Genomic DNA, 20,467 nt, shown 5'->3' with positions numbered 1-20,467 from the left:
AACCTACCTCCTGTTCCTGGTGTGCACGGTCATCGGGAGCCCGCCGCGCACCCGGAGCGACAGCATCGCCTCGGGAACCACGTCGTAGCCCGGGAGCTTCCTGAGTTCGAGGTCGCGCAGGACCATCGTCAGCACGAAAACGGCCTCCATCACGCCGAGGCTGTTGCCGATGCAGAACCGCGGCCCGGCGCCGAACGGGATGTAGGCGTAGCGGGGCCGCCCGCTCGGCCGGTCCGGATCGAACCGTTCCGGGTCGAACTTCTCCGGCTCCGGCCAGAACGCCGGATGCCGGTGCAGCGTGTAGGGCACGACGACGACGTCGGATCCGGCGGGTATGTGATAGCCACCGACCTCGTCGTCGGCCTGCGCCACCCGCGGCAGCAGCCACACCGGCGGGTACAGCCGCATGACCTCCTCGACGACCCTCGCCGTGTACGGCAACCGGTGCAGATCCTCGTGCGTCGGCAACTGGTCGCCCAGTACCGAATCGGCCTCGGCACGCAGTTTTCCGGCGATTTCGGGATGTTCGTCGAGCAGGTGGAACGCCCAGCCCAGCGTGCTCGCCGTCGTCTCGTGCCCGGCCAGCAGCAGGGTGATCAGCTCGTCCCGCATCTGCTCGCGGGTCCCGCCGGTCGCGATGAGGCGGGACAGCACGTCCTCGCCCCCCTCGACCGGGTTCGCCAGCCGCTGCTCGACGAGTTCGTCGGCGATACGGCGGAGGTCGTCCCGCGATTCCCGGAACCGCAGTTGTTTCTTCAGCGGGGCCCACTGCGGGACCATGCTCAGCGTCACCGCTTCGAACATCGCCTGGTCCTGCACGGCTTCGAACGAGTGCCCCAGCGAGGTGAACCCGCCGAGGTCCGCGTCGAGCAAAGTCTTGCCGAGCACACCGAGGGTCAGCCCGGTCATCTCGTGCAGGATCTCCACCGGTCCTTCGGTGTCGCGCAGGCGTTTCACGAGTCCTTCGACCTCGTTCGCGACGACCGAGGCCTGCCGCGCGATCCGCTTGGGCTGGAACACCGGCTGGATGGTCCGGCGCTGCTTCCTCCAGACGTCGCCGTCACTGGTCAGCAACCCGTCGCCGAGCGCCCGCCTCGCCTCCTGGAGGCCGATTCCCTTGTGGTAGTTGGCCGCGTTGTCCGCGAGCACGTGTTTCGCCAGTTCGGGATGGTTCACCAGGTACATCGTCTTGGGACCGATCGCGATCCGGACGACGTCCCCGTGCACCTGGGCCGAGTCCGACATGAGCGCCAGCCGGTCGGTGAAGAGTTTCTTCAGCAGACCGAAGGTCGCCCGGCGCGGCGGGCCGGGCGGCGCGAGACGCGCCACCCGGCTGTTTTCCGCGCCCTGCGTCATGCCGCCACGGCCCCGGTTTCCGTCTCCGGCTTCTCGGCCGGCTTCGGCAGGGACGTGACTTCGGCCGACTTCGCCTGCTCGGCCTCCCATTTCTCGGTAGCCTTCTTGGAGAAGTGCAGGCCCCACAGGAACATCCCGCGGATGAGGCAGACCAGCGCGGTGGCGAGGAACAGGCCGTAGGCCACGTGCACGATCATGAAGAACCCGTACGCCAGCGCCACCCCGGAGCCGAACAGGATCTGCGAAGCGGGCTTCGACGGGGTCGTGCCCGGGTCGGTGACCATGTAGTTCGTGTAGAGCACGAACGCCACGCCGGTCATCATCCCGAGCGCGCCGGGGATCGCGGTGTCGAACACCAGGCCACGGATGATCGCCTGCAGCGCGAAGGTGATCAGCCAGGCGCCGATCAGCCACATCCGCTGGGTCAGCATCGCGTTGAGCACGGTGCCCGACACCATGATGATGCCGACGATCAGCCAGCCGACCCACGAGTCGACCTGCTCGGTGAAGTGGTAGGGCGGCGCGATGCTCGCCCACGGGAACACCAGCAGGATGATCGTGATGCCGAAGTTCGACGGGTTCATGTAGTGGCGGAGCCTGCCGCGCACCGGGGCCTGCAGCACCCACTTGGCGCCGACGGCGACCACGACGCCGAACATCATGACGAGCACCTGGTCGTTGACGTAGGTGAGCATGTTCAGCGCCAGACCGGTGATGTGCGCGGGGAAGAGGAACTCCACCAGTCCCTTGAAACCGTTGCCGCGGAAGCGGACATCCCGGCCCTGTACGCGGGCGCCGATGATCTCCAGCAGGATTTCCGTGGTGTACGCCGTCGCCAGCGCGATGAACGGATAGGTGTAGGGCTGCTCGAAACCGAGCACGGTGTAGCCGATGATGTTGAAGATGGTGATCGAGATCGCGAACCGGCGAAGGGCCGTGATCGTCTTGTTGCTCTTCGGTGCCGTGAGTGTCTGCTCAGCCATGACGGTCATTTCTCCTTAGCCTGAGCGCCGAGCTGGAACGTGTGGCTGCCCGGGGTCAGCTGGACTTCCTGCGTGCGGATCTGCCCGGTCAGGTCGCGCCACTGCAGGTGGACCTTCACCGGCCCGGTGACCTTGCCGAGTCCGATCTGGATCTCGTGGCTGCGCTTGCCGGAGTGGCCGCTGCCGCCGTCGACGCGGTCCATGTACTTCTTGCCGTCGGGGGTGACGACGGTGACCTGTGCGCCGATCGCCGCGGTGCCCGCCGCCTTGAGTGGACCGTCGACCGAAGCCTTGTCGTGCATCAGCTTCAGGTTCAGGTACGCCCCGGAGTCGGGGCTGACGTTGTGGTAGAAGATCGGCTGCTCCCACTGGCGGGCCACGGCGAAGTCGAGCTTGCCGTCACCGTCGGCGTCGCCGGTGGCGATACCGCGGGTGGGCACCGGGACCGCGAGACCGAGGCGCGGGGCCAGGTCGGTGTAGCGGCCGTCGGGGCTCTTGGCCCAGAAGTGCAGGGTGTGGTCGCCACCGACGTCGTCACCGGCACGCATGTTCGGCCAGAAGTACGGGTGCTTCAGCAGTTCGTCGTTCGACGTCGCCAGCTCCTGCAGCTGCGGCCAGCGGTTGACGTCGCCCTTGACGAACCCGGTCGCCTGCGTGATCACCGATTCACCGCTGTTGTTGTAGTCGGCGATCTTGACGTCCCAGCCCCAGCCGGACCACGCGGTGCCGGCCTGTGCGCTGCGGTCCACCCAAGGCGCCTCGCCGCCCTGCAGGCGACCGCGCAGATCCGCGGTGTCCTTGGCGGTGTTCATGAACTGGAAGTGGCTTTCCTCGATACCCCAGGACGTCGTGATGTTGCTGACGTACAGGTCGTAGAGACCGTCGTGGTCGAGGTCGGCGAAGTCGACGCCCATGCCCTTGAAGGAGTCGTTGCCGAGCACCTTGGACTTCGGCTCGTTGGGCCCGCGAATACCCTTCACCTCGGCGAATTCGACGTGGCCGGGGCGGGACTTGTTGTACAGCAGGCGGTCGTGACCGAAGTCGTTGCCGATGTAGAGCTCCGGCAGGTTGTCCCCGTCGACGTCGGTCGCGCTGGCCGCCAGCGACCAGCCGCCGCGGGCGTCGGCCGGGATGGCTTTGTCGTCGAGGGCGAACGTCGCGCTCGGCTTCGCGCCCTGGGTGGCGCCGGTGAACCGCAGGATGTACTTGCCGCCGCTGTTGTCGGCGTGCGACATCGACTTGTTCATCTCGACCCCGCCGTCGACGCGGTCGTCCAGCACCGCGCTGTCGGGGAAGTAGTTGCCGATGAAGATGTCCTGGTGACCGTCGCCGTCGAAGTCACCGACCGTCGCGGCGTTGGTGTTCCACAGTGGACCGGCGTACTCACCGTTCTTGGAGTTGTTGCCCGGCACCAGTTCCACCGGCTCGTAGGCCTTCGGCTCCAGCTTCGTGGCGCCCGGCTTCGAGAGGAACAGGATCGGGGTGCGGCCCCAGTAGTAGGCCAGCAGGTCGACGCGGCCGTCCTCGTTGTAGTCCGCGGGCACGCAGCCCATGGGCGCGATGTACTTGCCCATCGGCAGCGGCGCCGCGTCGAGCGCGAACGGCGCGTACCGGTCCCCTCCCTTGCCCGGCGTCGGGGTGATCACCAGCTGGTCGCTGCGCGGGTCCACGAAGCACAGGTCGTTGGCGAGCTTGTCGCCGTCGAGGTCGTTGACCGCGATCGCGGCGCCGACCGAGGAGATCCAGGCGCGGATGTGCTCGTACTCCTTGTTCACCGTCCGGATCGACTGGCTTTTCGCCGCTTCCGGCAGGGCGATCGTCAACGGTTCGAACGCGTACTTCGAGGCCATGGTGTCGGCCTCGGCGGTCGAGACGGTGGGCAGCTGCGCCACCACGAACAGTCCCGCCATCAGCAACAGCGCCACGATGCCCGCAAGCTGCTTGCGGAGCCAGCCCAAGGTCGCGGTCATTTCCCTGCACCTCCGTGTTTCTTGGTAAGCGCGCTACCGCGATCACGTCGCCAGGGCGCTCTTTCTGGTTGATCCTGAGGGTTCGACGGCTGGCGCCCTGCCGCCGCGATAGCGGGGCCTTCGGCCAGTGGCGCGCTTACGCCTTCCGTTGGCTGCTCCGCTATCTGTCCCGAAGTGAGTACCTCGGTGGCGATGCGCTGTCGCCAGGTTTCGAAAGCCGGGAGTTCGCCGTCGACCACCACAGCCGGGCGGACCTCCTGGGTGATGGCCGCGGCGCGCTCGGCCGGCAGCCCGCAGATCGCCTGCGTGGCGACCTCGGTCTCGGGAATCAACAGCCCGGCGCGGACGCGGGCCTCGGCTGCGAAAGCACTGCCCTGGGCCAGATTCCCGCGGTGCTCACCGGCGAACTCGGCCAGCTTCAGCAGTTCGTCGCCGGTGACACCGCACGCGTAGGTCGAGGCGAGCCCGATGCCGGCGTAGAGGTCTCCGTGCCGCCGCTCGGGGAATCGCGCGATCGTGTCGGCGACCAGATCGACGTCGGTACCGCAGATGAACCACAGCGCCCGCCCGATGCCCTGGTCGATCGCCCGCAGCGCGTACCCGTCGTTGCCGGGCGGCCAGGAGAAGTCCGGGTCCTGGAACTGCCCGTCGATGTACTTCGCCGTCTTGAAATACGCCTGGTGGAAGCCGTAGCCGTCGAGCACCAGCCAGCGCAGCAAGGGGTCGAAGTCCTCGGCGGACGGCCAGCGGAAGCGCGGCAGCCGCGCCATCGCCCAGCCGACACCGACGTAGATGATGTAGTCGTGCTTCTCGCCGGGGCCGTCGAGGAACCTCTCGATGTGACGGCGCCCGCCGCCCGGCAGCCCGTCCAGCATTCCATAACCCATTCCCGCACCCTCGTAGGCGAAGCCGCGGTATTTCACCGGAATACGTTCGAGCCATTCCTCCGCCTGATCGACGGAGCGCGCTTCGACCGCGTGCGCGTAGCCGAGCAGGAATTTCTCACCGACGGTCTCCAGCAATTCTTGAGCGGCCGGGCTCTTCTTGTGGAAACCACGCTTGTCCAGTGACGTCTCGGAGACGTCCGGCGTGATCATGCGACGTCTGATCGTGCGCCAACCATTGCCCAACGCACTCTCCCCCTAACGGGTGGATTCGAATTCCGGATTGCTTAAAGGCTCACACGCGTGGCGATGACGCGGCTACTCCGCGGTTGCGCCGCGGTTCTCCCGGTTTGCGAGACCGGGAGAACGAGGGAATAGCCTCGGTCAGGCGACCGCGCGGAGATACTCGGGAGCGGGCATGGTCATCCGGTTCCCGGCGGACGCCGGGCCGCCGGCGAGGGTGATCGCCATCGGCGCGTCGGTCGGCCGGGGGGCGCGCATCGGCATCCGAAGGTGGACCCTGCCGTACCGGGTGATGTCGACGCGGCCGGGCAGGGTGCCCACGGAGAACGAGGAAGCCGCGGTCCCCGCGGCGTGCTCGGCCACCCCGATGACGGTCCACCGGCCCTCGGGGACGTTCTGGATCTCGATGTCCGCCGACAGGACGTTCGCCCTGCCACCGAAGGCGACCGGCCCGCACTGCGGGATCGACTCGGCGAACAGTCCGATGAGGACACTCGCCGGGCCGGCCCCGCGCGGGGTCTCGACGCGCACGCTGATCGTGCCGGTGCCACTGCGCATCGTGGCGCTGCCCATTCCGGCGCTGTGCAACGCTTCCAGGGTCGGGAGCCGCTGGAAGTGCGGGGCCAGCGCGACGAGCAGTTCGCCGACCTCGGGATCGCGGTACTGGGTCGGGGTCATCCCGACCGCACGGGTGAAGCGGCTGGTGAACGTGCCGACACTGCTGTAGCCGACACTGCACACGATGTCCGACACCGTCAGCGATGTCGTCAGCAGCAGTCGTTTCGCTTCGAAGAGCCGGATCGCGGTGAGGTACCGGCCGGGGGTGACACCGGTCGCCTTGGTGAAGATCCGCGAGAAGTGGAACGGGCTGACGAAGACTTCCGATGCCAGGTCGCCCAAGGTGATCGGGTCGAAGTACCTCGCGTGCATCGATGAGATGGCCTGCAGCACCGCGGGTTGCAGGGGGGACGCCGGCTCGGGGAGCCGACCGGGTTCGGTGACGCCTTTCTCGTTCGCCGCCATGGCGACTGTTCGTAGCTGCATCAGACCAACCTCGGATTCGCTGTCGCTTTTCCTCTGTACGTCAGCAAACGCGTTGTCGATTTCAGCATGCTCGACGAGCGATCGAGAGGCGGCCGAGCAGGCGACCGCAAGGCCGCACTCGCGTGCCCGAAGACGTGACTCGCGTGCTCAACGGCGGATCTCGTGTGCTCAGACGCCGATCACCGAGTTCCGCGCCCAAGCACGCGAGTCACGTGTCCGAGCACGTGAGTCACGTGTCCGAGCACGCGAGTCACGACATGTCGACCAGTTCCACGAGGTTCAGACGGGGAGATCGAGCACGCACTCGCCGACGCTCACTTCGGCGGGCCAGTCGAGCTTGAGGGCGCGGTCGACGCGGTCGCCGGCGTCCACCGGGACGGCGTGCGCGGCCAGCCCCATGGCGCGGGCGACGAGGTACAGCGTCTGCTGCAGCGCGCCGACATGCGCCAGGGTCGTGGCGTACGCGCCACCGCCGAGCACGGACGCCATCCGCGGCATCCGCGCGGTCACGGTGATCAGCGCCGAAGGCCGCCGATGGTTCCCGCCGCCGATCATGGCCATGTCGAGCATCGCGCCGAGATCGGCCTCGTCGGCGTTGACCAGGCCGAGCCGGTGCTCCAGCGGGTCGTAGTGGTAGATCCCGCGGTCCAGCCCCGAGCAGCGGTTGATCGAGACGTACAACTCGAGTTCGTACAGGCAGGCGACGCTGAAGTACGGCCGCTGCGAGGCGCTGTGCGCCGGCCCGTTCGGCAGGTGCGCGGGCCCGATCGACCGGATCCGCGCACCGCGGAACAGGAACTCGCCGATCTGTTCGGCCGACAGCACGCCTTCGGTGAATTCGGGGCAGGTGTGGTCCTTCTCCAGCAACGCCGTCAACGTCGGATCGGTCTCCGCGCGGTCGGCCAGATCCGGCCGGTACAGCTGGTGGAGCGGCCCCTCGCCGGTGGCGGCCTTGACCACCGGCGGTTTCCCGAGCCCCGGCAGGTCGGCCGGGCCGCCCGGGCGCCAGGTCCGGCTCGTGGTGTGGAACGACAGTTCGTCCGGGGACCACACGCCCAGCTCGGGATCGTCGTCCTCGGCGAACCGGCCGTGCTCCCCGGCGACCTGGACGACACCCGCGGCGACCAGATAGGACACGATCCCGCCGACCACCCCAGGATCGATCCCGGTCGTGGACACGATGTCCCCGACCGATTTCGCCGTCGCCAGTGTCGCCGCGACGTGCACCGCCCACGGCTGGACCAGCACGACGCGATAGCACGCGGACGGCGACTCCAGCCCCATCCCGTCGGCGTCGGAACGCAGGGAGCTGAAGCGGGACAACCGGATCGGGCGCGTGGCCGGGATCTCCACCGGCGAGAACACCGGCGCGAGCGCGACCGGGATCACCGACAGCAGCGGTCCCCGGCCGTCGGCGAGACCGAGCGAGCGCACCACGGAACCGCCGAGTTCCTTGAGCGCCTGCCGCAACGCGTCGGCGCCCTCGGCCGTCCAGCTGAGCTCGCCTTCGAGATCGGGCTCCCGCTCGACGGGCTCCCACGAAGACGTCACGTTCGCCAGTGAGACCGGCCCCAGGGCCATCCGCCGCAACGATTCCCGGACCAGCGGTTCCGCGTGATCGAATTCGTACTCGCCCCAGCGGGTGACGACCACCAGCGACCCGTCCTCACCGATTTCGACAAGGCTGTCGTCGGTGAGCGACCACAAGGGGATCGTTTCGGCCACACCGCCGGGGGGATCTGTCGTCAACTGCTGCTCCAGCTTGATCTACAAGAACATGGGGAAAGGGTTCAGCCGGTCGTAGGGGGTCGGTTCGGCGAGTCTGCCCAGCCGCACCGGCACGTCGAACAGCCGTCCGGGGGCGAAGCGGCTCCAGAACGGGCGCAGCCCCGGAACGACCACCCGGACCACCGGGAGGTCGATGTCTGGTCGGGTCTGGTCCAGCACGAGCGTCTCCATTCCCAGCGCGGAAAGCTTGCGTACCAAGCACTCCACGTCGTCACGGACATCGGGCCGCCGGACGAACTTGAAGTCCGCGGCGCGTTTCGCCGACCGCCCCGGCGCCGGCAGCAGATACGGCTGGTTCGCGACCGTGGCGTACCGAAGCCACTGCGACGCGTCGGGATCGTCGAGTTCGACATCGTTCGCGAGCACCGCCGGGATCATCTGGTTGAGCTCGCTGACCGCCCTCCGCAGCGCCGTCCTGGGATCCAGGTGGGCGCCGAAGCCCATCATGACGTTCTCGCGCGGCCCGGCGATACTCCTGGACAGCGCGACCATCACCGGCACACCGAGATCCGCGGTCAGGTCGAGCACCCACAGTTCCCGGCCCGCCCTGGCGTACTGGCCGACCATCTCCTCGGCCCACGGGTCGTCGAACGACGCGATGTCGACGCCGGGCACGGGAAGCCGGTTGTACCACCACATCGCGACGGCGTCGCGTTCGACGAGTTCGAGCAGCCCTTGCAGGATCGCGTCTTCGATGCTGCTTCCGGCCGCGCAGCCGTTGGAGTCCGCGCGCATCCCGGTGAGCCCGCACTCCGGCGGCACACCGTAGTAGAGGTACGCCGTCGGCATCAGCTTCCGGCGCTGCTGCGAGAGCGACCACAGCGGCGTCCAGTCGACGGCGGCCTCGGTGTCGAACCGTCCGGGGACGTACTGGAAGTTCGCGTGCTTGGCGTTCCACTCGACGCGGGTGGCGTACTGGCGCTCGTCGAAGAGCATGCACGAGTTCGGGTGGACGGCGTCGTCGCCGAGCGCGCGGAAGGTGTCGCGGATCCGCAGTTCGTCGCCCTGGTAGTTCGCCGAGAACCGTTCGATCGCCTCGCACAGCGCGCCGACCTCGGCGTCGATCGGGCTCGCGCCCTTGCCGCCGTTGTCCCCGCGCAGCCCGGCCTGCAGCCCCGCCTCACCGCGCACGCGGCGCGCGACGTTCAGCCCGGAGCGGTACGCGTTCACGAAGGCAGGCGCCCTCGGGTCGCGGGCGATCTCCTTGACGATGCCGGTGACCGGGCTGACCAGGTGTCCGTAGCGGTCGAGCACCTCGACCGGGGTGAGCGTCCGGTGCCCGCCGCCGCCCGACGTCGCCTTCTTGGCCTCCCGCAGCACGATCGGCTCGGCCGTCCGCGCGGCGACGATCGCTTCGTCACCGCATTCGGGGCATTGCGGGCGGCGCCGCAGTTCGTGCAGCCGTCCCTGCAGGTCGAGGGTGTCCAGGATCCACACGGCCTGCTGCCCCGGGTACCGGTGTCCCGCCAGCCATTTGGACGCTTCGAGGGAGATCAGGTGCGACGCGGCCGCGGTCAGCGGCGGCACGGCGGGCATCGGGAACGAGGCGGGGCCGTCGTGTCCGAGGACCTCCTGCACACAGGCCTCGGCGTGCCGGTGCCCCCAGAGCCGGTTCGTCAGGCAGTGCCAGCAGCCGGACCGGCCGGGCTGCATGATCGGGCCGATCCACACCTGCGAACCCGAAGGCCGGGCCAGCAGCCAGGGCCGCCCGGTGCGCCGGTGCTCGGCGTCGATTTCGGCCAGCCGAGGGTCGAGGTAGTCGTCGCACAGCACGATGGCCAGCTCGGACGCCGTCTCGACCACTTCGATGCCGCTCGCGGCCAGCGCGCTCGCCACCTGCGAGGTGTCGACGCCGCGGCCGATCGCGGTCAGGCTCGCCGTCGCCGGCTTCTGACGGCAGGCCACCGCGGACGCGTCGAGACCGCACGCGTCCCAGTACGCGAGCGCGCGTTCGTCCCCGCTGAACTCGTCCGGGACACGGACGGTGACCAGACCGGCCTCGACCAGCCGGGCCAGCACCCCGGTGACCTGCTCGGGGTTCATCCCCTCCGGGCAGGCGGACAGGAGTCCGTCGAGGTCACGGGTGCCGTCGAGCAGGGCGGCCACCGACGCGACCTGCGCGCCGCGCATCGCGATGACCCCCTGTTCCGAGAACAGGTAGGCACCGTTGCCCTCGCTGATCTCCGCACGCAGATGCCGCTTGAATCCCAGACCGCCGCCGATCGAGCCTGACGTGGACGATGCCTCGCGCATGAAGACCCCCAGTAGGTCGATTCGATTCTCGAATCCTGCTGGGCGAAGCCCCGCACCGGCCAGTGTGCGATTCACGCTCCGGGCGTGAAAAACCCATGTTCTTCCGGGACGCACGCACGCGGCACCTGGTGGACGGCTCACTGGCCCTTGACCGGCCGCTCTGTCACTGTCGACGTACTGGGAATCAGGTCACGACGCGTATCGAGCCGGAGGGCGCTTGCGATGTACACCGGATCACGAGTAGCGGACACGCACCACGGCTCGGCACCTAACCCGATTCCAGCCCTGCCCGCAAGCCCCGTCCGTTTCACCCTCCTCGGCCCGCTCGAACTCGTGCGGGAGGGGATCGACTACGCGCCGACGACGCCGAAGCTGCTGCAGGTGCTCGCCATGCTGGTGATGAGCCCCGGGAAGATCGTGCACATCGACACGATCGTGCAGGAACTGTGGGCCAACGACCCGCCGCGCAGCGTCCGCACCACCATGCACACCTACGTCTACCAGCTGCGCAAGTGCATCGAAGAGAACGAGCTGGCCCCGTACGGCGAGACCATGCTGGCGACGAAACCGCCGGGGTACGTGTTCCGGATCGCCCCTGAGCAGGTGGACGTCTTCGAGTTCCAGAAGCTGCAGCAGAAGGGCCGGGAGCTTCAACTGCGGGGCGAGCACGCCGAAGCGGCGAAGGCCTTCCGGTCCGCGCTCGACCTTTGGTCCGGGCCGCCGCTCGCGAACGTCCACTGTGGACCAGTGCTGTCGGCGTACGCGGTCGACCTCGTCGAACAGCGGCGCAGCACCCTGCACCTGCGGATCGAGGCGGACATCGCGGCCGGGATGCGGCACGAGCTGATCGGCGAACTGCGTTCCCTGGTCACCGCGAACCCGCTGGACGAGGCCTTGCACGGGCAGCTGATCCGCGTGCTCGGACGCAGCGGGCGGCGCTCCGACGCACTCGCCACGTACCGTCAGGTGCGAGCGAGGCTCAACAACGAACTGGGCGTGGAACCCTGTGACGAACTGCAGGTACTGCACCACGGCCTGCTTTCCGAGGGTGAACCCGCGTGAAACCCACTCCCGCCACGGAAACGAAAGTGAGGATCGACGGATGAGCAGTCGTACCTATGGACAGTTCTGCGGTCTGGCCCGCGCGCTGGAGATCATCGGTGAACGCTGGTCGCTGCTGATCGTCCGTGACCTCGTCCTCGGCCCGAAGCGGTTCACCGAACTGCAGGCGGGTCTGCCCAAGATCCCGCCGAGCACGCTGTCCGCGCGGCTCAACGAACTCGAGCAGTCCGGGGTGCTCCGCCGCCGCCTGCTCCCCCAGCTCGACGCCGCGGTGGTCTACGAACTCACCGAGTACGGCAGCGAACTCGATCAGATCGTGCTGGACCTCGGCCTCTGGGGCGCCCGGTCACTCGGACGGCAGGCCCCCGAGGACGTCCTCACCCTGGACTCGGCGATCCTCTCGCTGTACACGACCTTCCGGAGCGAAAAGGCCAAGGGCGTCCAGGTCACCTACGAACTGCACTACCCGGGCGAAATGGTCTTGCACGCGATCGTCGAAGACGGCGCGCTCAAGGTCGCGGGCGGCACGCACCCCGGCGCCGACGCGATCATCGAACCGCTCGGCCCGTTCTTCAAGGATCTGCTGAGCGGGGACCTCACCGCCGCCGAAGCGACGCGAACCGGGAAAGTCCGCATCGAAGGCGCTTTCGAATATCTGGAACTGTTCACGGAATTGTTCCACATTCCCTCGGCGCCCAAGGTGTCCGACGGAATCGTCGTCCGCTGAGCCATACGGCGTAATACCGCTGGTCGGATCAGCAATCTGGAGTAAGGAAACGGCCCGCGGGCGGGTTATCGTCGACATCCGTCACCGGCCGGTCTTTCGCCCTAGGAGCCCTTCATGGCCGCACTCGATCCCCATCGTCCGGGTCTGCTCGCCTCGCTCAACGGGAAGTACCACCGCGCGTCGCTCGCCGTCTTCGCGGTGGTCGTGGTGGCCCACTGGACTGAACACCTGGTGCAGGCGTTCCAGATCTACGCCCTCGGCTGGAAGACCGCGGACGCCCGCGGCGTGCTCGGCATCCCCTTCCCCAAGCTGATCAGCTCCGAATGGCTGCACTACGGCTACGCCATCGTCATGCTGATCGCGCTGTTCGCCCTGCGCAAGGGCTTCGCCGGCCGCTCGCGGCAGTGGTGGAACCTGGCGCTCGGCCTGCAGTTCTGGCACCACATCGAACATCTGCTCCTGCTGATCCAGGCGCAGACCGGCTGGCGCCTCGGCGGCGGCACCGCGCCGAGCAGCATCATCCAGCTGTTCATCCCGCGCGTGGAACTGCACCTGTTCTACAACACGATCGTCACCATCCCGATGATCATCGCGATGATCGTGCACCGGAAGGCCTCCGCCGCCGAACGGGAGCTGACCGGCTGCACGTGCTCGCCCGAAAGCCGGCGTGAGCTGGCGACCGCGGCGTCGTGACCAGGAGGCTCTTCGCGCTCCTGGCCCTGGTGGCGGCGTGGCTCGGGGTCGCGGTGCTCGCCGCGGCCCCGGCGTCGGCCCATGTCGAACTCCTCTCCTCGAACCCCGCCGACGGCGCCCGGCTCACCTCGGCGCCGGCGCAGGTCTCGATCACCCTGTCGGAGAACATCGGCATCCAGCCGAACTCGATCAAGGTCGTCGACGCCCACGGCACCGACGTGGTGTCCGGTCCGGTGTTCCAGCCGGGCGAGGTGGCCGAAGAGGTCGCCGTCAAACTCGAACCCGATCTCCCCGACGGCAGCTATCTCGTCGAGTACGCCTTCGTCTCGACCGACTCGCATCCGGTGCGGGGCACGATCGCCTTCGTGATCGGCACCGGTCCCCTGATCACCTCGGCGGGCGCGGTGTCCGCCTCCACCGGGACAGATCCGGTGACCGACGCGCTGTTCACCACCTTCCGCTGGGGTTCCTTCGGCGGTGTCGCGCTGCTGGGCGGCCTGGTGTTCATGCTGGTCTGCCGCCCGGGGGGCCGGACCGATCCGGCGGCACGGAAGCCGATCACCGCGGGCCTGTGGCTCTCGGGCGTCACGGCCGTGGCCGGGTTCCTGCTGCAAGGCCCGTACGTCGCGGGCCGCGGGGCGGGCGCGATCTTCGACCCGGCTCTGATCGAGGCGACCCTGCGGGTGGCGTACGGGAAGCTCCTGCTCCTGCGCCTGGCCGCGATCGGCGCGCTCGCCGTGATCGTGCGACGGCTGCTCGCGGGCGACCTGCCGGATCGGCTGCGGTCGCGCTACGAGAACCTCGGCATCGCGGCCGGGTTCATCGTGATGCTGAGCTTCTCCGCGACCGGGCACGCGGTGGCCGACAAGATCATGTTCCTCTCGGTCAGCGCCGACCTGGCGCACTTCGGCGCGATGGCCGTCTGGGTGGGCGGGCTGATCCAGCTGGCCGTGCTCCTGCGCGGCAGGTACTCCGCGTCGGAGGCCGAGCCCGCGCTGGCGCGGTTCCACCCGATCGCCACCTGGTCGATCGTGATCATGGTGGTCAGCGGCGCCTACCTGGGCTTCCGGCTCGTCCCGTCGGTGGAGGCGCTCTGGACGTCGGCCTACGGCATCGTCTTCCTGCTGAAGCTGACCGGGTTCGCCGCGTTGCTGCTGGTGGCGAACATGAGCCGCAACGCGGTACGCCGCGGGATCACCGGTCGCGGCGGCACCGGCGTGGTGACCGCCGACCTGCGGAAACTGCGGGTCAGCGTCGGGGTCGAGGTGCTGATCGTGGCCGCGGTGCTCGCGCTCGCCGCGGCACTGTCCTCGATGTCCCCCACCGGCTGATCACCGCTCGATCGCCTCGTCCGGCGGGGCGAACGGTCCCCAGGTGAAGGCCCGGATCCACGGCCCGGGATCACCCAGCCAGTCCATGGCGGCGATCTGGGCCGGGCTCCGGCGCCCGGCGAGCGTCCGGTACAGGTCCACGGGCGCGCCCGAAAGCACCGCGGCGACCGGCTCGGTGCCGGCGATCCAGGTCGCGCCCTCGGTCTCGATCCGCATCCCGGGCAGTCCGTGCCTGCCCAGCGAGGCACCGAGCCCGCTGACGAGCACTTCGAAGCCGCGCAGCCAGGCCGCGTGCGCCTCGGGCGGCGGGGCGCCGAGCGCGTAGCGGAGATCGAGTTCGTGGGTGAAGGCGTCCATCACCATGATGTCGCCGCGGCTCTTCCCGTCGCCGTCGGCGGCGAGGAGGGTGTCGGCCTCGGGACCGCGTTCGATCCAGAGCTTCAGCAATTCGGCGGCCGACGCGCTCTCCGGAACCGGGCAGGCCTCGCCACCGAACCGGGTGATCACCCGGTCGCAGATCTCGGTCAGATGCGCGATCAGCTCGCGCACGGTCCACTGTGGACAAGCCGGTACGACCCGCCCGTCCGCGCCCGCGTGATCCGTGAGCAAGATCGCGATGTTCTCCCTGACCTGCCGATATCCTTCGGCCGCTGTCGCCGTATTCCAGCCAGGGACCCGAATTCGGCTGCTCGTCACGCAGCCACCTCCTCAGGGGTAAGCGATGGTCGTCCATTCTCCCATCGCCGGGGGGCTTCACCCTTCTTCCCGCTTGCGCGGACCGTTCGGCGCACAGACCACCCACCCGTGACGCGTGTCGTCGCGGCTTCAGGCACACTGGTCGTTGAAAGCCCCGTGTGGCAAAGTCCCTGTGTGATAAAGGAAACCGCCCAACGGCGACACATCGACCACTGTGGAGGTGACCAATGGAGATGCCCGGCTTCGATCTGGCGTGGCGTGGTTTCAATCGCGCGCAGGTCCGGGAATTCGTTCGCGAGGTGGAAGCCGAACTACGACGAGTGGCAGCCGAACGCGACGAAGCCCGCCGCCACGGGGAGGCTCTCGCCGCGAAGCTCGCCGCCACACAAGAGGAAAATCGCGAACTGAAGGCCAGCGTCGACCGGATCAGCCGCGTGCCGATCGCGCCGGACGCGTTACAGGAGCGATCGCGCCGGATGCTCGAACTCACCCGCGAGGAAGCCGAAGACATCACCGCGCGCGCCGCCGAAGAGGCAGCCAAGGCCGAGGCGGAACGGAAGCGGATCGCCGAGGACTTCGAGCGCGCCATGTCACTGCGCCGCGCGGAGGCGATGCGCGCGCTCGCCGCACGGGACGAAGCCGCGCAGGCGCGGGCGCGGAAACTGCTCGACGACGCCGCCGCGGAGGGCGAGCGGCTCGTCGCCGAGGCGCGGCAGAAAGCCGACGTGGCTCTCCGCCTGCGCGATGACGTGCTGAAACAACTGGTCGGCTGCCGCGAACTGCTCACCGAAGCCGGGTCGGTACTGGCCGTGCCCGACTCACCGGAACCGGAAGTGCCCGTTCAGCGCCGGAGCAGGCCCGAAGCCCGCACCGGCACCGAAGCGGCCGCCACCTAGCCCGGGCCCCGCCCCGCCGCCACCCTCAACGGACAGGCTGCGCCCGGCTGGTTGAATCACACCCCCGAGGAATAGACCACCGGCCGGATCTCCATCGCGTTGATGTGCGCGTCCGGGATCTGGCCCGCGATCTCGATCGCCCGCTCCTTGCTGTCGCATTCGACCAGGTAGAAGCCGGCCAGGTACTCCTTCGACTCCGCGTACGGGCCGTCGGTGACGACCGGGACGCCGTCACGCACCCGGACCACCGTGCTCTCCTTCGGCTCCCCCAGCGCCTGCGTCCCGAGCAGTTCGCCGCTCTCGGTCAGCTTCTTCATGAAAGGGTCGATGCGGGCGACCACCTCGTTGCGCTCCTCTTCGGGGAGGGCGTCCCAGGCGGTGGGGTTCATCGTGATCATGATCATGTACTTCATCGGTGTTCCTCCTGGTCATCCGGCCGGTGCCCGACCGCTCACACAGGAGTCGGAGCCGCCGGAGCGTCCTCGACATCCTGGCACCCGCGAATTTCACTTCCCCGGACATATACGCGGGGAGGGTATAGTGGTCGATGACCGGTAACGACGAGAGAACGGGTGCGGAATGACGGGCTACGGCACCGAGCGGGAGGCCTATCTCAAGCGCCTGCGCCGGATCGAAGGACAGATCCGCGGCTTGCAGCGGATGGTGGAAGAGGACAAGTACTGCATCGACATCCTGACCCAGGTGTCCGCGGCCACCAAGGCGCTGCAGTCGTTCTCCCTCGAACTGCTGGACGAGCACCTCGCCACCTGCGTGGTCCACGCCGCCGCCGCGGGCGGTGAAGAGGCCGACCTCAAGGTCCGGGAGGCCTCCGACGCCATCGCCCGGCTGGTCCGGTCCTGATCAGGCCACCCCACGGAAGCGTCGCAGCCGCAGGCTGTTGGTGACGACGAAAACCGAGGAGAACGCCATCGCGGCTCCGGCGATCATGGGGTTGAGCAGGCCGAGCGCGGCCAGTGGCAGCGCGGCGACGTTGTAGGCGAACGCCCAGAACAGGTTGCCCTTGATCGTGCCGAGCGTGCGGCGCGAGAGCCGGATGGCGTCCACGGCCGCGCGCAGGTCACCACGCACCAGCGTCAGGTCGCCCGCTTCGATCGCGGCGTCCGTCCCCGTCCCCATCGAGAGGCCGAGGTCCGCCTGTGCGAGCGCGGCCGCGTCGTTCACGCCGTCGCCGACCATGGCGACCACGCGACCTTCGGCCTGTAGCCGTTTGACGACGTCGACCTTGTCGGCGGGCAGCACCTCCGCGACGACCTCGTCGATCCCCACTTCGGCGGCGACGGCCTTCGCGGAACCGGTGTTGTCGCCGGTCAGCAGGACAGGGCGGAGCCCGAGCGCCTTCAATTCCGCCACGGCTTTGGCCGACGTCGGCTTGACCGTGTCCGCGACGACGACCACACCCCGCGCCTCGCCGTCCCAGGCGACGACGACCGCGGTCGCGCCAAGGTCTTCGGCGGCCGTCTTGACCTGGGTGAACTCGTCGCCGACGGTGATGCCGTGCTGGTCGAGGAGAGCCGGCCGCCCGGCCAGGACGGTCTTGCCCTCGACCTCGCCGAGGACGCCGAGGCCCTCGACGTTGCGGAACCCGTCGACCGGAGGCAACTTGCCCAGTCGCTCCTCGGCGGCCGCGACGATCGCGCGGGCGATCGGATGCTCGGAAGCGTGTTCGACCGCCGCCGCCAGCCGCAGGACCTCGGTCTCAGCTGCATTGTTCTCGTCGGGACCGCTTTTGGCCGCATCCTTGTAAGTGGCGCCATGGAGGTCGGTGAGGCTCATCTTCCCGGCGGTCACCGTGCCGGTCTTGTCCAGGACGACGGTGTCGACCGCGCGAGTGGACTCGAGCACCTCGGGGCCCTTGATGAGGATGCCCAGTTGCGCGCCTCGGCCGGTGCCGACCAGCAGCGCCGTCGGCGTGGCCAGGCCGAGCGCGCACGGGCAGGCGATGATCAGGACCGCGACGGCGGCGGTGAAGGCGGCGTCGGCGCCGCTGCCCGCCCCGAGCCAGAAGCCGAGCGTGCCGACCGCGAGCGCGATCACCACCGGGACGAACACGGCCGACACCCGGTCGGCGAGCCGCTGGACCCGCGCCTTGCCGTTCTGCGCGTCCTCGACCAGCCGTGCCATCCGCGCGAGCTGGGTGTCGGCGCCGATCCGGGTGGCACGGACGACGAGCCGTCCGCCCGCGTTGACCGTCCCGCCGGCGACGGCGTCCCCGGCGGTCACCTCGACCGGGACGGCTTCACCCGTCAGCATGCTCAGGTCGACGGCCGACCCACCGTCGGTCACGACACCGTCGGTGGCGATCTTCTCCCCCGGCCGCACGACGAACTCGTCGCCCGTCTTCAGCTCGCCGATCGGGACACGACTCTCCACACCGTCTCTGAGGACCGCGACGTCCTTCGCGCCGAGTTCGAGCAGCGCCCGCAGCGCGGCGCCGGAGCGGCGCTTGGACCGGGCCTCGAAATAGCGGCCCGCGAGGAGGAACGTGGTCACCCCGGCGGCGACCTCGAGGTAGAGGTTGCCCGCGCCGGACCCGCGTTCCATGGTCAGTTCGAAGCCGTGCCGCATACCGGGCACCCCGGCGGTGCCGAACAGCAGCGCGTACAGCGACCAGAGCGTGGCGGCGGCGACGCCGAGCGAGATCAGGGTGTCCATGGTGGCGGCGCCATGGCGAAGGTTCGTCCAGGCGGGGCGGTGGAACGGCCACGCGCCCCAGGTGACGACCGGTGCGGCCAGGACCAGCGAGACCCACTGCCAGTAGGTGAACTGCCAGGCCGGCACCATCGCCGTCACGATCACCGGCACGGCGAGCACGGCGGAAACCACGAGACGTGTTCGAAGCGCCCCGGTCTGGTCTTCGTCCTCGTCGGGCTTGGGAGGCTGGGCCGTGTAGCCCGCGGACTCGACGACGCCGACGAGGTCGTCGACCGAGAGCGCGGCGGGGAAGTCGACCTGCGCCTTCTCGGTGGCGTAGTTGACCGTGGCGGAGACGCCGTCGACCTTGTTCAGCTTGCGTTCGACCCGCGCGGCACAGGACGCGCAGGTCATCCCGCCGATGGCCAGTTCGACACGCTGGAATGTCCCGGCACTCACGGCGTACCTCCCGAGTGGCCTTCGTGATGCCCCTCGTGCACGCCGGTCGGCGCCGGCGGGGCCGGTGCCTCGTCCAGCGGCCCGACGGCGGAGCCGATCGCCCAGGCGACGGCGAACACCGCGACCAGAGCCGCGGCGAACGCCGACACCTTGACGGCGGTGCTCACGAGACGAGCTGGTAACCGGCCTCGGTGACGGCCGCGTCCACGGCTTGGACGTCAAGGGGCGACTCGCTGGTGACGGTGACCTTGCCGCTGGCGACGTCCACGTTCACGGCGCTGACACCCGCGATCCCGCTGACCTCCTCGGTGACGGAGGAGGCGCAGTGCCCGCAGGACATGCCCTTGACGGTGTAGGTGGTTTCGGCCATCGGTACGAACTCCTCTACAGGACAGGCGAAGCGATCACTTCCTTTATACCCCGTGGGGGTAGGGGCATGCACGGAGGGTGTGGGCAGACTGCGGAAATGAGGAAGATCTCCGCCATCGGCATCGGCGCCGGCGACCCGGAACACCTGACCGTCCAGGCCGTCCGGCGGCTGAACGAGACCGATGTCTTCTTCGTCCTCGACAAGGGCTCGGAGAAACAGGATCTGGTGGGTCTGCGCCAGGAGATCCTCGACCGGTTCGTCGAACGGCCCGGCTACCGCGTCGTACGGGCACCGGACCCCGAACGCGACCGTACTCCGGACGACTACCGGAAGGCCGTCGCCGACTGGCACCGGCTCCGGACCGACGTCTACGAGACCATGATCGCTTCCCTCGGACCGGACGAGCGGGGCGCGTTCCTCGTCTGGGGTGACCCGGCGCTGTACGACTCGACGTGTGCGTTGCTGGACGCCGTGCTCGCCAGGGGGAACGTCGAGTTCGAGTACGACGTCGTTCCCGGGATCAGCAGCGTGGCCGCGCTGACGTCCCGGCACCGGACCACGATGAACCAGATCGGGCGGCCGGTGCTCGTGACCACCGGCCGCCGCCTCGATGCGGGCTGGCCCGCGGACGTGGACGACGTGTTCGTGATGCTGGACGCGGGGTGCACGTTCTCGCGGTTCGTGGACACGGGTCTGGAGATCTACTGGGGCGCGTACCTCGGGACGCCCGACGAGCTCTTGCTCTCCGGCCCTCTTACCGCCGCCCTCGCCGCGGAGATCCGCTCCGTCCGCGCTTCGGCGCGGTCCCGCAAGGGCTGGATCATGGACATCTACCACCTGCGCCGTCCCGCCCCCGCCCGCAACTAGTCACCTACTTGCGGCCCGCCTCCGCAAGTAGTCTCCTACTTGCGGAGTTCCCGGGTATAAAAAGGCTCGGGCCCCGGGAGAACTCATGGTTCTCGACCGGGGCCCGAGCCCTTTTCTTTAAAGTTAGTCCGGCGGTGTCCTACTCTCCCACAACCCTTCGGTTGCAGTACCATCGGCGCTGTCAGGCTTAGCT

Annotated in this window: 18 protein-coding genes and 1 pseudogene; 7 read left to right on the top strand and 12 right to left on the bottom strand. The window is 68.8% G+C overall.

Translation table 11 applies throughout. The features are described 5' to 3' along the window. Positions 1–3: 3 nt before the first annotated feature. The 7 genes and pseudogenes from H074_RS34055 to H074_RS34025 form a co-directional block, all read right to left on the bottom strand. Positions 4–1,356, bottom strand: coding sequence for a cytochrome P450 (locus H074_RS34055; protein ID WP_007034645.1), 1,353 nt, complete (start codon positions 1,354–1,356; stop codon positions 4–6). Continuing rightward, positions 1,353–2,348, bottom strand: a complete 996-nt coding sequence (locus H074_RS34050) for a hypothetical protein (protein ID WP_007034644.1) — start codon at positions 2,346–2,348, stop codon at positions 1,353–1,355. Before H074_RS34050 ends, H074_RS34055 begins: the two co-directional genes overlap by 4 nt. Further along, positions 2,345–4,309, bottom strand: coding sequence for a CRTAC1 family protein (locus H074_RS34045; protein WP_007034643.1), 1,965 nt, complete (start codon positions 4,307–4,309; stop codon positions 2,345–2,347). The genes H074_RS34050 and H074_RS34045 overlap by 4 nt, the downstream gene beginning before the upstream one ends. A 167-nt stretch (positions 4,310–4,476) precedes the next feature. Next, a pseudogene (locus H074_RS34040) lies at positions 4,477–5,418 on the bottom strand (DUF1702 family protein); the annotation flags it as partial. 159 nt (positions 5,419–5,577) lie between these two features. Beyond that, positions 5,578–6,480, bottom strand: a complete 903-nt coding sequence (locus H074_RS34035; protein ID WP_420805409.1) for a helix-turn-helix domain-containing protein — start codon at positions 6,478–6,480, stop codon at positions 5,578–5,580. 279 nt (positions 6,481–6,759) lie between these two features. Continuing rightward, on the bottom strand, positions 6,760–8,205 hold the full coding sequence (locus H074_RS34030; RefSeq protein ID WP_007034640.1) for a SagB family peptide dehydrogenase: 1,446 nt from the start codon (positions 8,203–8,205) through the stop codon (positions 6,760–6,762). A gap of 42 nt (positions 8,206–8,247) precedes the next feature. After that, positions 8,248–10,521: a TOMM precursor leader peptide-binding protein gene (locus tag H074_RS34025; RefSeq protein ID WP_007034639.1), complete on the bottom strand. Its 2,274-nt coding sequence runs from the start codon at positions 10,519–10,521 to the stop codon at positions 8,248–8,250. 222 nt (positions 10,522–10,743) lie between these two features. Here H074_RS34025 and H074_RS34020 point away from each other — a divergent pair, with 222 nt between their 5' ends. The 4 genes from H074_RS34020 (at position 10,744) to H074_RS34005 (ending at position 14,334) form a co-directional block, all read left to right on the top strand. Next, positions 10,744–11,583 (top strand): AfsR/SARP family transcriptional regulator, encoded by an 840-nt coding sequence (locus H074_RS34020; protein ID WP_152521550.1) that lies wholly within the window; start codon positions 10,744–10,746, stop codon positions 11,581–11,583. 40 nt (positions 11,584–11,623) lie between these two features. Then, positions 11,624–12,310, top strand: coding sequence for a winged helix-turn-helix transcriptional regulator (locus H074_RS34015; RefSeq protein ID WP_007034637.1), 687 nt, complete (start codon positions 11,624–11,626; stop codon positions 12,308–12,310). Between the two features lie 114 nt (positions 12,311–12,424). Then, a complete protein-coding gene (locus H074_RS34010; protein WP_007034636.1) occupies positions 12,425–13,003 on the top strand; it encodes a hypothetical protein in 579 nt (192 codons plus the stop codon). Next, the gene (locus H074_RS34005) at positions 13,000–14,334 is read left to right on the top strand and encodes a copper resistance CopC/CopD family protein (protein WP_007034635.1); all 1,335 of its coding nucleotides are present in this window, start codon (positions 13,000–13,002) and stop codon (positions 14,332–14,334) included. The genes H074_RS34010 and H074_RS34005 overlap by 4 nt, the downstream gene beginning before the upstream one ends. Here H074_RS34005 and H074_RS34000 read toward each other — a convergent pair whose 3' ends face one another. After that, positions 14,335–15,030, bottom strand: a complete 696-nt coding sequence (locus tag H074_RS34000) for a maleylpyruvate isomerase family mycothiol-dependent enzyme (RefSeq protein WP_007034634.1) — start codon at positions 15,028–15,030, stop codon at positions 14,335–14,337. Between the two features lie 227 nt (positions 15,031–15,257). On the opposite strand from H074_RS34000, the gene H074_RS33995 reads away from it, so the two are divergent. After that, positions 15,258–15,926 (top strand): M protein, encoded by a 669-nt coding sequence (locus H074_RS33995; protein WP_007034633.1) that lies wholly within the window; start codon positions 15,258–15,260, stop codon positions 15,924–15,926. 56 nt (positions 15,927–15,982) lie between these two features. Here the strand turns inward: H074_RS33995 and H074_RS33990 are convergent, their stop codons facing one another. Continuing rightward, entirely contained in the window at positions 15,983–16,339 is a 357-nt protein-coding gene (locus tag H074_RS33990) for a YciI family protein (protein WP_007034632.1), read from the bottom strand. A gap of 166 nt (positions 16,340–16,505) precedes the next feature. On the opposite strand from H074_RS33990, the gene H074_RS33985 reads away from it, so the two are divergent. Beyond that, positions 16,506–16,787, top strand: a complete 282-nt coding sequence (locus H074_RS33985; protein ID WP_007034631.1) for a metal-sensitive transcriptional regulator — start codon at positions 16,506–16,508, stop codon at positions 16,785–16,787. Here the strand turns inward: H074_RS33985 and H074_RS33980 are convergent, their stop codons facing one another. The 3 genes from H074_RS33980 to H074_RS33975 are packed head-to-tail and all read right to left on the bottom strand — an operon-like array spanning position 16,788 to position 19,407. After that, positions 16,788–18,992, bottom strand: a complete 2,205-nt coding sequence (locus H074_RS33980) for a heavy metal translocating P-type ATPase (RefSeq protein ID WP_051072075.1) — start codon at positions 18,990–18,992, stop codon at positions 16,788–16,790. It abuts the gene before it with no gap. A 41-nt stretch (positions 18,993–19,033) separates the two neighbouring features. Next, positions 19,034–19,204, bottom strand: a complete 171-nt coding sequence (locus H074_RS41190) for a hypothetical protein (RefSeq protein ID WP_167333190.1) — start codon at positions 19,202–19,204, stop codon at positions 19,034–19,036. Continuing rightward, positions 19,201–19,407 (bottom strand): heavy-metal-associated domain-containing protein, encoded by a 207-nt coding sequence (locus tag H074_RS33975; protein WP_007034629.1) that lies wholly within the window; start codon positions 19,405–19,407, stop codon positions 19,201–19,203. The genes H074_RS41190 and H074_RS33975 overlap by 4 nt, the downstream gene beginning before the upstream one ends. A gap of 96 nt (positions 19,408–19,503) precedes the next feature. On the opposite strand from H074_RS33975, the gene cobF reads away from it, so the two are divergent. Next, positions 19,504–20,274 (top strand): precorrin-6A synthase (deacetylating), encoded by a 771-nt coding sequence (gene cobF / locus H074_RS33970; RefSeq protein WP_007034628.1) that lies wholly within the window; start codon positions 19,504–19,506, stop codon positions 20,272–20,274. The last annotated feature ends 193 nt before the right edge of the window (positions 20,275–20,467 follow it).

The sequence above is a fragment of the Amycolatopsis decaplanina DSM 44594 genome (assembly GCF_000342005.1).
Lineage (GTDB): Bacteria > Actinomycetota > Actinomycetes > Mycobacteriales > Pseudonocardiaceae > Amycolatopsis > Amycolatopsis decaplanina.
The sequence above is the reverse complement of the archived record's forward strand: the minus strand, read 5'-3'. Positions and strand labels throughout refer to the sequence as shown.